This is a genomic window from Chitinophaga pinensis, from assembly GCF_007896845.1.
GTDB classification, from domain to species: domain Bacteria; phylum Bacteroidota; class Bacteroidia; order Chitinophagales; family Chitinophagaceae; genus Chitinophaga; species Chitinophaga pinensis_C.
In genome coordinates, this window is record NZ_VOHS01000048.1 from 1 (window position 1) to 12,838 (window position 12,838).

Annotated in this window: 16 protein-coding genes; 8 read left to right on the plus strand and 8 right to left on the minus strand. The window is 46.7% G+C overall.

Annotated elements, in window-relative coordinates; genetic code table 11:
• On the plus strand, positions 1-234 hold a 234-nt coding region (locus FEF09_RS31000; RefSeq protein WP_222597150.1), incomplete at its 5' end, for a hypothetical protein.
• Positions 235-1,823: 1,589 nt separating this feature from the next.
• Here the strand turns inward: FEF09_RS31000 and FEF09_RS31005 are convergent.
• Positions 1,824-1,994 carry a hypothetical protein gene (locus FEF09_RS31005; protein WP_186774529.1) on the minus strand — a complete coding sequence of 57 codons (171 nt, stop codon included), beginning with the start codon at positions 1,992-1,994 and terminating at the stop codon, positions 1,824-1,826.
• Between the two features lie 11 nt (positions 1,995-2,005).
• Positions 2,006-2,257, minus strand: coding sequence for a hypothetical protein (locus FEF09_RS25805; RefSeq protein WP_146307778.1), 252 nt, complete (start codon positions 2,255-2,257; stop codon positions 2,006-2,008).
• Positions 2,258-2,798: 541 nt separating this feature from the next.
• Here FEF09_RS25805 and FEF09_RS25810 point away from each other — a divergent pair.
• Genes FEF09_RS25810 through FEF09_RS25820 form a run of 4 tightly spaced genes read left to right on the plus strand, consistent with a single transcriptional unit; the run spans position 2,799 to position 5,042 of the window.
• Positions 2,799-3,155: a hypothetical protein gene (locus FEF09_RS25810; protein ID WP_146307779.1), complete on the plus strand. Its 357-nt coding sequence runs from the start codon at positions 2,799-2,801 to the stop codon at positions 3,153-3,155.
• A complete protein-coding gene (locus FEF09_RS31010; RefSeq protein ID WP_186774530.1) occupies positions 3,116-4,390 on the plus strand; it encodes a hypothetical protein in 1,275 nt (424 codons plus the stop codon). Before FEF09_RS25810 ends, FEF09_RS31010 begins: the two co-directional genes overlap by 40 nt.
• A 29-nt stretch (positions 4,391-4,419) precedes the next feature.
• The gene (locus tag FEF09_RS31015; protein ID WP_186774531.1) at positions 4,420-4,686 is read left to right on the plus strand and encodes an alpha/beta hydrolase family protein; all 267 of its coding nucleotides are present in this window, start codon (positions 4,420-4,422) and stop codon (positions 4,684-4,686) included.
• An 11-nt stretch (positions 4,687-4,697) separates the two neighbouring features.
• The gene (locus FEF09_RS25820; RefSeq protein ID WP_186774532.1) at positions 4,698-5,042 is read left to right on the plus strand and encodes an alpha/beta hydrolase family protein; all 345 of its coding nucleotides are present in this window, start codon (positions 4,698-4,700) and stop codon (positions 5,040-5,042) included.
• Here the strand turns inward: FEF09_RS25820 and FEF09_RS25825 are convergent.
• From FEF09_RS25825 to FEF09_RS25850, 6 genes are all read right to left on the minus strand, one after another.
• Positions 5,036-5,383, minus strand: coding sequence for a hypothetical protein (locus FEF09_RS25825; RefSeq protein WP_146307782.1), 348 nt, complete (start codon positions 5,381-5,383; stop codon positions 5,036-5,038). The genes FEF09_RS25820 and FEF09_RS25825 overlap by 7 nt on opposite strands.
• Before the next feature lie 80 nt (positions 5,384-5,463).
• Positions 5,464-5,823, minus strand: a complete 360-nt coding sequence (locus FEF09_RS25830) for a RagB/SusD family nutrient uptake outer membrane protein (protein ID WP_146307783.1) — start codon at positions 5,821-5,823, stop codon at positions 5,464-5,466.
• Positions 5,817-6,731, minus strand: a complete 915-nt coding sequence (locus tag FEF09_RS25835) for a RagB/SusD family nutrient uptake outer membrane protein (RefSeq protein ID WP_146307784.1) — start codon at positions 6,729-6,731, stop codon at positions 5,817-5,819. The genes FEF09_RS25830 and FEF09_RS25835 overlap by 7 nt, the downstream gene beginning before the upstream one ends.
• Before the next feature lie 98 nt (positions 6,732-6,829).
• Positions 6,830-7,132 (minus strand): hypothetical protein, encoded by a 303-nt coding sequence (locus tag FEF09_RS25840; protein WP_146307785.1) that lies wholly within the window; start codon positions 7,130-7,132, stop codon positions 6,830-6,832.
• A 143-nt stretch (positions 7,133-7,275) separates the two neighbouring features.
• The gene (locus tag FEF09_RS35015; protein WP_146307786.1) at positions 7,276-7,764 is read right to left on the minus strand and encodes a TonB-dependent receptor; all 489 of its coding nucleotides are present in this window, start codon (positions 7,762-7,764) and stop codon (positions 7,276-7,278) included.
• A gap of 278 nt (positions 7,765-8,042) precedes the next feature.
• Positions 8,043-9,863: a TonB-dependent receptor plug domain-containing protein gene (locus FEF09_RS25850; RefSeq protein ID WP_186774533.1), complete on the minus strand. Its 1,821-nt coding sequence runs from the start codon at positions 9,861-9,863 to the stop codon at positions 8,043-8,045.
• Between the two features lie 152 nt (positions 9,864-10,015).
• On the opposite strand from FEF09_RS25850, the gene FEF09_RS25855 reads away from it, so the two are divergent.
• The 3 genes from FEF09_RS25855 to FEF09_RS25865 are packed head-to-tail and all read left to right on the plus strand — an operon-like array spanning position 10,016 to position 12,776.
• Entirely contained in the window at positions 10,016-10,657 is a 642-nt protein-coding gene (locus tag FEF09_RS25855) for an RNA polymerase sigma factor (protein WP_146307788.1), read from the plus strand.
• Positions 10,632-11,774, plus strand: coding sequence for a FecR family protein (locus FEF09_RS25860; protein WP_146307789.1), 1,143 nt, complete (start codon positions 10,632-10,634; stop codon positions 11,772-11,774). The genes FEF09_RS25855 and FEF09_RS25860 overlap by 26 nt, the downstream gene beginning before the upstream one ends.
• A gap of 12 nt (positions 11,775-11,786) precedes the next feature.
• On the plus strand, positions 11,787-12,776 hold the full coding sequence (locus FEF09_RS25865; RefSeq protein WP_146307790.1) for a helix-turn-helix transcriptional regulator: 990 nt from the start codon (positions 11,787-11,789) through the stop codon (positions 12,774-12,776).
• Positions 12,777-12,838: the final 62 nt, after the last annotated feature.

Below are 12,838 nucleotides of genomic sequence, written 5' to 3' on the forward strand. Positions count from 1 at the left end.
CTGCAACAATTGCAGCAAAAAGGACAGGAACGCTTTGGACTGCATTTCCGGCTGTACAAAGAAGACCTGCCCATCATTGTACCAATTGTTGCATGGATGTTAAGAGATGAAGATGTTGCAGCACAATGTCAGATAAATCTCAACAAGGGCATTTTTCTATCAGGGCCAATCGGATCAGGAAAAACACAGCTCATGCAGCTCATGCGCTATCTGACGACTCCGTCTATGATATAATATATATAGCTGTTCTAAAATCGCGTTCGATTTCGGCAAGTCGGTACAGAGGTAATAACGCGCTACACATACAACAGCTTTCATACGAAAAAACACATGCCCGTCATTCTGTTTTGATGATCTTGGTAAAGAAATCAATGTACAGCATTATGGCACTTCCTGCAAAGGTGATGCACAGATATTACTGGCCAGATACGATCTTTTCATTGAACATGGCATGATCACTCATGCTACATCAAGTTTATATTCAACACATCTTGAAGAACGCTATGGTCTGATATCAGAAGTCGTTTTCGTGAAATGTTTAACAAGATCTCATTTCTACAAAACACGCAGGACAAGCGGCAATATTTTTACAATAAAAAAATCACTCATGAAAACATCTAAAGAAAACAGACACGTCATAAAAAAGTACGCAGCATTCGAAAGAAACGCTGCACAACGACAAAAGATTCCAGCGCGTTCGCGATAACTGGAAAGATTTCACATTGGCTGCCAGATCGGCCAAAATAACAAGAAGTATTATGGAAAGCATGCAACAGCCTGTTCATGACAGGACCCGCATACCATGCTGACTAAACGATTTTTTCAGATCATAAAGGCGGACAAGGAGTCGCCTCCGGACAACGCACTATCAAACGGGAACATCTGCAGTTGTCGGGTGGTATCGGACTCACTACCGGCACTGTTCAGGAGGAGCTTTTTACATCAGACTGCAGCCTGATTGATTTCAGCATGCGGGATGACACCTATTACTTCCACTGTACTATGATCAATCCTAATATAATACGAAAAGCACTCCAAAGGATGTCGTTGATTTTGAGGTCAGGATTGGCGCAGCTGAAATAGATTTCGAACAAGTCACATTCCGGCTCCACCAGCAATCTACCGGTATTATACCAGTCAAAGGGAAAAAACCATCCGTGCTTGAAATAATTACCTCTGTTGGCTCGCAGGCACCGGAGCGTTTATTTATATTTCTGTCGGTCAGTTTCTACGATAAAGATAACAGCTGAAAGCCGGCGAAGTTATATTGATAGACATTTTCGAGTCCGGTAGATACGCAAAATGGTTAGCTGCCATAGCATCAGGCCAAATACCACGCCCAACATTATGTTTAGCAACTGGTATCGTAACACAACCGGAGATGCCAGCGTACTAAAACCATAGTGTACAATCCAGTAAAATGTACCGATCCTTAGTGCGCTGCGGAATCTGATATCTGCGAATGGGGCCTCCTACCCGATAGTAGGCAATCCATCCGGAGATAAAAACAGGATAACAAAGAGCATCAAAGCGGGATAACAATTGAAGATGACCAATTCCCGTGCAGCAGATCGGGTGTAGACTTTATTGGAAGGATACCTGAACCAGGCCTGTGCAACCGGCCATACCGTATCACGGCCATCGTTGTACACGGCCAGGTTCTCTATGGTGGATAAGCGTATTGAAAAAAGTTGGGTAACAGATAATAACGAAAATATTGTACAGGATACTGACTGATCAGGTATTTACCATAATCATTGTACAAGGGTGCTATGGCAGCCATCTGACGGAGATGGACTGCATTATCTGCAATATTCACTGCATCAGGAGAGGGCTGCAAAGGCGACCCCGGATCCCATAGAAAATGCCATCATCGGCCATCCATCGGGCCGGGAGGAAGCCGGTATCTGCTGCAATGAATCCAGATAATGTGTTACTACAGGATGCACGGCTGCAAACTGCGGAGGAACATGCAGAGTGGGTCTTTCCGGCATATGGGCATAAGCTACACTGCATTACTTGCCATCTGCCATCCGCTAAAGGCGGAGAATTGCCGGGTCCCCATCACCTGCTGATTCACGGTTGTAGTGTATATCATAAAACCACCGATCATACCCGCCATGATCATGCCGCTGGCAATTTTTACCCGTAGAGAGAACGGGCAGAATACAATGACAGTGATACTGATGACCGGATAAATCAATGCATGGTAGCGCACGGTATATGCCAGTAGCAATACCAATAAATGTGCAGCCAATAGCCACTTCGAAGGTTGATATACCAGTCGGAACAACTGAGATATCCACACGAGACTGATGCCAATAAAATAGACATCACTGGTAATGTAATTACTCAGGTATAGTAGGCCGGATTGAGAACATACAAAATATAATGCGGCGTGTCCAATGATGCAGGCATGTCAGGTCGGTAGTGTATAAAAGAAATAGAGCGCACAGATATGATAAAAGCAATATTGTATAAAAACCAGTACGGTGTCAGTATGTGTAAAAAAACCTACTATGCGGATCAGCTTTGCATAACCTACCGGCCACATATTCGCATCCACATTCGCCTCAGCACTACGCAGGTAATTGTAGAGTCCTGCATGAAGTTGGGAAACGGATAGAAATATTTGAAGACAATGAACTGTAGCAGCATGGTGAACATTGCCAGGTATACGTATCTCTTAAATTGCATTCTCATAATATGCAGGAATTTAAACTGAGAGATCGATTCAACAGTTTGGAGATAGAGAATATTTTTGATCCGCTTTAAAGTTAATGGTTAAATACTAACTTATGGGGAACGCTCAAAAATGCTCCCGTGTTAACCTGCTACAGACTCATATTATTGCTTTGCTGTTGTCCGGTGTGGTCTGGTCGCAAAAGCCAGTCCTCAGTAATGATAGCTGGCGGACCTGGACCACGCTATCTCCGCGATATGGCATCCGGGATGATGGTCACTACTGCTGGTACCAGTATGGGAGTCCGGCTACAGGGGATACTTTATGCTACCACGCCCTTGACGGGCATATCTCCCGCGTCTTCGCTCATGGCTTCAATCCGACCTTTGCCGCCAAACATTTCCTGTTTCAGTTACCGGCGATACGTTGTATATGTTTACAGATGATCGTCTGCGGCAGTTGCCGGGAATAATGGCATATACTATCACACAAGATCAGCTGTTGTTACAGGAAACAGACACCCTACGCTGGGTAGACCTTGTGAGTGGACGTACCCTTTTCATGTGGCATGGCGTCGCAGGTCAATCCGCATTTGACGGACGACAGCTGGCATTTACCGAAGGGAATGTGCTGCGGTATTATCATCCCGGGATGGATAGCGCTATTGTTCTGCAAGGGTCATGTGCCGGAGGATTACAATTCTCCGGTGATGGTAGCTATCTGCAATATCAATTGCCATTGTCAGCCCCGGCGCAAGTGGAAAAACTCCGTATATGGAGTTATCAGGATTATTATCTGCAAACACCGCCGGCCATTCCGATTACGATTAACTACTGTCTGGCTGACGGGACATCATTTACTGTTAATCCGCCCGGCACACAGATTGTGTGGCAGCGTGGAGGGAGATATATTATCATACAAAACAGCCTGAATCATCAGGAGTACTATTGGAACAAGCAAATAACCAATACCCTGTACTTAGTCGATACCCATACAGGTGTACAAAAAATGATCACTGCGAATACCAGCAAGCTGTTATTACAGCCGTCCATCTCCCCTGATGAGCGTTTTATGACCTGGTATGATCATAGCACGAAATCTATTTACAGTTATGAAATTGCTGCAGGGTATATCCGTAAGCTGATAAAGGGCATCGGAGTAGCTGGCTGGTCGGCCGGAGATAGCAGCGTGTTTATTCACAGCGAAAACGATGTCTGGCAGGCAGATCCTTCCGGCGTGCGGCGACCGGTAAGGTTGACAAACGGGAAGCGGCATCGGCTGGTATTCCGGCAGGTTTATCCTGACATTTTCGCCGTCTTTAACACCCATACCAAAGCAAATGGCTTCTGGAAAAGGGAACAGGGAGTACTGCGTGCCTGTGTAATGGAAGACCGTCTTTTCTATATGCCGGATTATCCGCTGGATCAATATGTGCCTGTAAAAGCAAAGGACACCTGTCTTTATCTGGTGGCGGGTATGAGCGGGGCTTCGGGGCCGGATCTGCTGGCTACGACGGATTTCCGGCATTTCACTACATTGACAAAGGTGCATCCGGAAGACCGCTATAACTGGTTAAAAGTTACACTGACAAAATATGCCTGCTTTATCAACCGCAGGATTTTGATCCGGCCAAAAAGTATCCAGTCATCTTTCACTACTATGAGGGCAGTAAAGATTATCTGCACAGGTATCTGGTACCGGGTTTAAGCGAAGGAGCCTTAAATATTCCCTGGTATGTGAGTAACGGATATATCGTTTTTGTGCCGCATATCCATACAAGGCAGCGCCATCCGGGTAACAGTGCGGCCCGGGCGGTGATCCGCGCAGCGAAATATCTTGCTGCATTCAATTGGGTGCAGCAGGGCAAGATGGGTTTGCAGGGACATAGTTTCGGAGGATATGTGACCAATTATGTCATCACACATACGCAATTGTTTGCGGCAGCACAGGCATCAGCCGGGCCGACAGACTTTTCAGCGGATATGGAGCTATCAGAAAAATGACAGGCACTGCGATGCAGCAATTGTACGAACAGGGTCAGAATAAGATGGGGAGTCCGCCGTGGGAGATACCACGCCTATATCTGAAGAACTCACCTGTTATGCGGGTCAATACAGTCAATACGCCGCTTTTGCTGATGCACAATGATAATGACAATGCAGTGCCATTCGCACAGAGTATAGAGCTCTACACGGCCTTACGTCGCTTACAGAAGAAAGTATGGTTACTGCAATACCGGAATGAAGGGCATCAGTTATTCCGGGATCCGGACAAGCTGGATTTCACCATCCGGCAACAGCAGTTCTTTGATTATTATCTCAGAGACCAACCAATGCCGGATTGGATGAAAGCTCACTGACCGGCGTCGTCATAGATACCATTCAGGGTAATCCAGATAGGACCGGTCACAACTGTGATAAAATAAAAACTTCCTCCGACAGTTGTTGTTGATTGTGTCGTACCCGTATATAGCGGACGGGTAACATTGATTGGAAATTCATAAATATCGGTACGAAATGTACGATAAGGCGCCAGGTAGGCATATGTGAGATTACGTGAAGCGCCATTCTGCGTAAAATCTCCGGTAGTAGGATAGAAGAGGTTACTGAGTTGACGGCGTTTTCCTGCCTTAAAAGACATCATCCCTCCCAATATTGCCAACAAGGCGATGATCATTAAGATAAACCTGGCCTTATGCATAACAAAAGTGTTTGCGCTAAAGGTAGAACCACTAAAATGGAAAAATGTAGGATGGGAAAACCTGACTTTGGAGATAGCGATTAATCATGGTACCCTTCGTTTTGAGAAAGATGCTTATTCAATATGATTTCGCTCCGCGGGATGGGATACCATTGTGCGTAGATCGCCCAATCTGTGCCTTTGGCGATTGCGGCCTTCTTCATGACGTCATCGACATGATGTGTGCGTTTGAGGTCCATCCAGCGATGTCCCCATTCGGAGAATAGTTCTATGCGGCGTTCGTGTTGAATCACCTGCATCAATTCCTCCGGATCTGTAGTAACGATAGCGGGTAATCCTCGCGGGATCTGATGACATACAGGTCTGCTTTTGCCCCATTGCCATCGCTTGTCTGCAGACGGGCTTCGGCCCTTATCAGGTATGTCTGCCAGTCTCAGCATGACGAGATTTTCCCTGGGTACATCTGTTTCACCACTATTTTTATACTTAGCGGGATATTGGTTGCCGTTGGTGCGCTCAACCAATGTTGCCTGCGAAGGTCTCCTTTTTCGAAAGACAGTAGCAGATCATTGCTGATATGTACCGGTCGTTGCTGCATAAACAGGGCTGCGTCATCTGTAAATGTTTTATCAACAGTTTGTAGTTGCCAGATTGCCTCCCGGCTGGCCTGTTGAAACACTTGTGTTACACTACTTGTGTCATACAGGTCATGATTGTCAATTACCCTTGTTGCGGCATTGATCGCCTCCTGCCAATTTTCCCGGTATAGCTGTACCCTTGCCATTAAAGCGACAGCGGTCCATTTATTGGGTCGCACCCGATCTGGTGTTACGGATACCATGTCGGCCTGCAGATAGTCTATGCGAAGTAATTCCCCGGCGTCCTGCAGATCTGCAATGATCAGATCGTACACTTTACTGACGGAGCTACGGTATAGTGTTGCATTTACTTTGTAATCTGTACTGATGGCGAGGGGTACATCTCCAAAAAGGTTAACAAGGTAGAAGTAGCAAAAAGCTCGGGTAAATTTTGCTTCGCCCATCAATTGTTGTCGGATGACGGTGTCAGTCGTGTGGCTGTATGTAAGCCTTCTATTATGGCATTTACACGGTAAATATACTGGTACAGAACGCGCCAGAAGGAACGTCTGTTGTCCGGATCTGGTTTTTATAAAGCGATGCAGCCAGTTCTTCTTCCTGTTGCAGCCCGAATTCATCAGCGGATAATCCACAGAGATAAGAGATTCCTTGGCACCCATAAAGGCGCCTCCGCTGCTCATATCGTAGTATAGTCCTGTCATCAAAGCAGCTGCTGTGACGTCTGAGTTAAATGCCGAGTTATTGGTCACGTTATTCTACCGGCGAACCGACATCCAGTAGTTTACGACAACTACATAACAGCAGGCATCCGATAAACAGTAATTGTCGCCGTCTCATGATAATAGATTTACAATGCTATTTTCAGTCCGCAGCTGATCATCCGCAATGGTGGCAGCGTTGTTCTTGACTGTGTTTCAGGATCCAGTCCTTTATAACGGTCCATGTAAACAGATTCTGTCCCTGCAGACAGATCTTTCCTTCCTGCAATGGAGGCGTTGGAGTAGTCTGGCGGGGAATGACCAATTGGCTTCCATGTAGCGACACCGTATAAAGGAGGCATCCACATATCCGAGGTCGCTAACCATGGCTTTTCTATATCCGTCCCGCAGGCTACCCGTCTGTGTATATCGCTGCCACGTTGCGATATCACCCGGTTTTTGCCATCTGGACAATACTACTGCGTATTGGTTTTGCAGGTAGCCGGGCATATAGTTCGGGTCGAAGGTTGTGTTTAGTCCTTTTTGTCTGGCGAACTGGAATAGTATTTCCAATCCGAATCCCTTCCATTGTAAGTTATTGTTCCAACCGCCGTAACCAAACGGGCGCCATATCTACGGGTTTACTTTCTGTGGCTTTATCTGCCGGCACAGGATGATGATCCGCATCAGCAAACAGGTAGGTACCTGTAGCCGGATCTACTCCCATTGCGGTGGCTACGTATAACTGAGAGAGTGCCTGTCCTTCTACGAATCCGGCGGATGTCTGCATGGGAATGGTAGGATCGGGATAACGCAGGAGTTGATTGCGTCCGAAAGTAATGTTCAATGAGGAGGCCCATTCGAAGTGGTTATGCCGGATATGTTGTGTGGACAGCACGAGTTCCAATCCGTTGTTACGGATGACGGCGGGCAGATTACCAATGATACTGCCTGCGCCGGTGATATCAGGTAGCGGATAGGACACCAGTTGATTGCTGGAACGATACAGGTAATAACTGGCGTACAGCAGGATTTTATCATGCAGAAATCCCAGATCGAGTCCGAGTTCTGATTTGCGCGTCAATTCCCACGCGAAATCTGCATTGAAAAGGCTGGCGGGGCGGAATCCGGTAGTGTTCTGATAGGTGCCGTCTACCTTCTTATACTGTCCAAGATATTGATAATCGCCTATCTGGTCATTCCCTGTTATTCCGTAGCTGGCGCGTAGTTTACCGAAACTCAGGATGCTGCGCAGGTTGTTGGCGAAACGTTCATCCGTGAATATCCATGCGGCACCGGCTGCACCAAAAGAGGCAAACTGTTTCCGTGGGCCAAAGCGGCTGCTTCCATCACGACGTACACTTAGGTTGAGCAGATAGCGGTTTTGTAGTGGATTCCCATCCGGCCAAATAAGGCAAGGTAACGGTATGCGGATAGTTCGGTTTTACCGTAAACGGTATCGGCATAATAGATATTTCTTAACAGGGCATCGTCTTTAAAGCCATCTGCGTACAGTGCATCGCGGTTTTCGTTGTATCCCTGCAGGGTACCGCCGGCCAGTAATTGCAGGTGCCAGTCGTGTTTGTTCAGCGTATAGGTCGCCTGTGGTTCTATGATACGGGAGCTTCCTTCGTAGTGAAAATGCTGGGAAGAACCGGTACGGGTGTTACGTATAGCGGGCGCATAGATGGCTAGTGGCGTCAGAGAGATGGAGCGGCCGGTGAGCCAGTTATAGCCGATGTTTGTTTTTAGGATCAGGCCTGGCAGGAGCTGATATTGCAGGCCAATATTTGCAAGGAGATTTTTCACATCCGCATTAAAAAGAGGTCCGATTAATCCTATGTAGGGATTTAACCAGCTATAATTGAGGCTGCCATCTTCGAGGTAGGCCGGGGGTGTATTAGGCGGCAGCATGATCCTGCTGGTAAAATCAAAACCCGGCAGAGTCGTTTTATCGGCAAGGAAGCTACCGGTAAAGGTGGCTGTAAAGCGCTGATCGGTAGAATTTGCGTTCGTACTGAAGTGGATACCGCCACGAGTATCTCCGAATGAACCGGGGAATACCATTGTTTCACGGCGGTAGTGGCCGCTTAGTAAATATTGATAATTATTGCTGCCGCCAGAAATAGAGGCTTGCGTGCTGGTGATGTTACCGGTACCTCCGATGAGTTCTTTCTGCCAATCTGTATAGCGTTCAGGATTCCATTTCAGCAGGTCGGGTGCATTGCGTTCTGTAGGAGTGACACCATCATTTCTGAATGCTTCATTTCTCATTTCGAGGTATGCTGTTGTGTTCAGCAGGCGGACGGAGCGGGCGGTATGCGTCATACCGGTGGTTATGTTGAATCTAAGCAGGGTTTTACCCGCTTTTCCTTTGCGGGTATTGATGAGAATTACGCCATTGGCACCACGGGAGCCATAGATGGCGGTAGCATCTGCATCCTTGAGTACATCGATGCTTTCTACGTCTTCGGGATTGATAAAATTAAATGCGGATGCTTTTTCTCCCCATATCTGCGAACCGAGTCCGCCGCTGAGGGTGGGGTTATATGGAATACCGTCAATAATAAACAAGGGTTGTGTACCATTTTCGAGGCTATTCTGACCACGGAGCTGCACTTTCATAGCCATTCCACCGATACCACCTGTTTGCGTCACTAACAGGCCCGGTACGCGGCCCTGCAGGGCGAGCAGGAGGTTCGTGCCTGACTGTCCGCCGATGCTACCCGCTTTAATAGCGGTTACATTCCCGGTATTAAAGCGCTGTGTAGTGGTGCCGTAGGCAATAATCACTGTTTCATCCAGTGCTTTTCCCTGAATGAGTCTGGGGGTGTCGGGAGGGGGTTTGTCAGCCGGGCCGGGTATGGGTGTTTGCCGGATTTTCCGGACGTTGATGGAGCGGCCATCGAATTGCCATGCATAATCTTTTTTGAGGATGGTGTTCAGTACTGTCCGGAGTGGCGTTTGTTTAAAGTTGACATCCATGGTACGGGTAATGTCGATGTCTGCGCCGTAGCTGAAGTAATAGTCTGTTTGTTCCTGAATGCGGGTAAAGATGTATTGGAGGGATAGTTGCCGGCCACTGACGGAAATGCCGGCTTGTTCCTGCTGTGCGTGTACCTGCAACAAACAACAGGTATAAAGCAGGAGGAAGAGCGTACTGCATTTTGCGCGTTCGGGCATCCCCATATTAAAAGTTGTGGCTATTATCTTATAAGTAGCTGTAAAAGGGGAAAAGTACTCACGTTCATATTTTTTTTCCCTTAACAACGAGTTAACTCAACCGTATATCAGTTTAAGATACTTTTACTCATAAAGAAAATAGAGTCTTTATTATGAATCCTTTGAATATCAACCGTTCAGAAGACGAACTATTTTTACTGTTTCAACAGGGGAATGAAGCTGCTTTTGGCATTCTTTATGACCGTTATGTTGACCTGTTATTCCTGCATGCTTTATATCAGTTGCAGGATGATACCATTGCCAAAGACGCGGTACAGGATGTGTTGGTGTACATGTGGAATAATCACGCAAACATTAAGATAAAGACGAACATTAAAACTTATCTGATCGGGGCTATACGGCAGCGTTGTGCCGATCTGATACGAAAAGAGGTCAGTCTCCGGAACAGGCAGCAGGTGTATGCTGCTATGACGACTTCTGTAACGGGTACTTCTCCATTGGAAGTGAAAGAGCTTCATAAGCAGATACAAAGTGCGATGTCTTTTATGAGTCCGGGTTCCAGAAAGGCATTTGAGATGTCCTATTTAGAAAAAAAGACCAGCAAAGAGATTGCGCATATCATGAATATCAAAGTACAGACTGTCAAGAACCATGTCCAGCAAGCGTTGAAGGTCTTACGTCAGCGTTTGAAAAAAATTAGATTCTCCCCAGTACTTTTTTCCCTTCTGTTACTACATATAAGTGCGTTTATCACTTTATGGGATTATCATGCCGGTAGATCCAGAATACATTGAACAATTGGTACTGGAAGAAATAGCGGGCACCATTTCTCCCGAGGACAGTATCACCCTCAAAGATCTCGTGGAAAATAATCCTGATGCATATGCCATCTGGCTGAGGATGCACAGGCGATTGACCGGAGATCATATTCAATCCATGCGTGAAGACCTTCCGGATACGCTTCCGTTGTCGCAGATCATAAGGGTGGCCAGGGAACGTAAACGCCGGAAAATATTGGCACGAACGAGTCTGAGTGTGGCAGCGGTGTTATTGCTGACAGCTTCAGTATGCTATAAGTTATTGTTCCCGGCGTTCAAGCCAGTTTCGCCGGGCACAGGCCCATCTTTTGCCCTCAAATCTGTTATGCTGCAGCTGCCCGATGGAAGGTCTTTCCAGTTGGGCAGCGGGCAGCAGCAGTTTAAGGCAGTTGGGAACATTTTCCGGTCAACAAGCGGAAAATTGTCCTGGTCCGGTGGAGGTACCGAATCCCAGCTCGCTACCATAATTGTTCCACCGGGCAAGGACTACATTGTCCAGCTGCCAGATGGGACGGAGGTGATGCTGAATGCTGCGAGCAGACTGGAATTCCCGTTGGCTTTTGCGCATCACAGGAATATCAGGATCAGTGGAGAGGCTTATCTGCGGGTGGCAAAAGAGGGGAACAGACCATTCCGGGTACAGCTACCCAATAGTGTTGTAGAGGTATTGGGCACTTCTTTTAATGTGAATACTTATGAGGGTACACAGGAGCGGGTGTTGCTGGAAACGGGATCGGTGAAGCTGTTGACGGCGGATGGAAATATTCTTTTGGATCCCGGACAGGCGGTGAGTTATCAGCCGGGAAAAGCACCGGAGGCATTCAGTGGGGATACGGCTATGGCGCTGGCGTGGAAGAGAGGATATTATTCATTTCAGGGTACATCTGTAAGGGATGTGAGCAAGGTCATGGAGCGCAATTACAGCATCAGGGTGATATTGGATGATGTAGCGGCGGGAGAGCAATTGTATTCTTCCCGGCTGGAGAAAGGGGAAGAACTGGAAAAATTCCTGATACGTTTAAAATCAATTGTCAAAATAGACTATCAATTCGAAAAGGGCGACAGCGTTTTGCATTTGTCTTACAGACCGTAAACCATCCTCAATATGCGTTCTACCTTATTTAAAGCGAACAGGCTACTGTTGATTGAGAAGAACCGGCAAGCTTACATACCAGCTAGTAGTCTGCCGGTGGAATATCTCAAGCTTATTATCCCTTATGCAGGATTATATTTCCGTGAAGATGCTGCCTGTGAAATTCTTTCACAGCATGTAAATGCCGGTCCTTTTTCTTTATGGATGCATGATATATTTGCCAAGGAAAGGATGGTGTTATTACCGTATACACCTTATCATATCTGGACTTTGAATTTCATGTATGAAGATTCTTTGGTGGTGGAAGGCCATCACAATCCGCCATACACACTTGAGGAGCGGGAATGTAATCTGTTTAATCTGTATCCGGGGCTGCATCGTATTCCTATGGCGGACAATACGAAGGTATTGTCTGTTCATATTAACATCCGGCCGGAATTTCTGCCTGCACTGTCGGCGAAATATCCTTTATTAAGGGACTTATTATCCCGGCCGATGCCTGCGCAAAGTAGTGCGTTGAATGCGCATCCGCATCATGTTAATCCGGTGTGTGACTATTTAATCCAGAAGATCCTTACCTGTAAATATATGGGTAAGAAAGCGCATCTTTTTCTTTATCGTTGTTGTCTGGACCTGTTATTAAACTTTGCCACACAGGAGGCGCATGCGCATGAGCCATTTTTGTTCAGCAGTCTGGCGCATCAGGATGCTTACCGGCAGTTATTTCACTTTATGGCGGAGCATCCGCACAAGCCTTACACTACGGCGGAACTGGCTTTAATGTTTGATATTCCGTTTGCGGAACTGGAAAAAGGATTTCTGCAACATTATTCTATTTCTATTCAGGATTTCGGGCACATGTTACAGATGATGATGGCTTTTAACGTGCTGCATCAGCAGAGCTGGTCATTGGAAGTCATTGCTGAGGCGACCGGATTCAGGAGTTCCACTGAGCTGGCAACTTCACTGGAGGATTATTATGCATTTAAGATAAAAAAATAAGCAGCTATATCTGCCATGTTGCAATAAAGCGGCGAAGGCATCAGCTATGAACATGTGGTTTA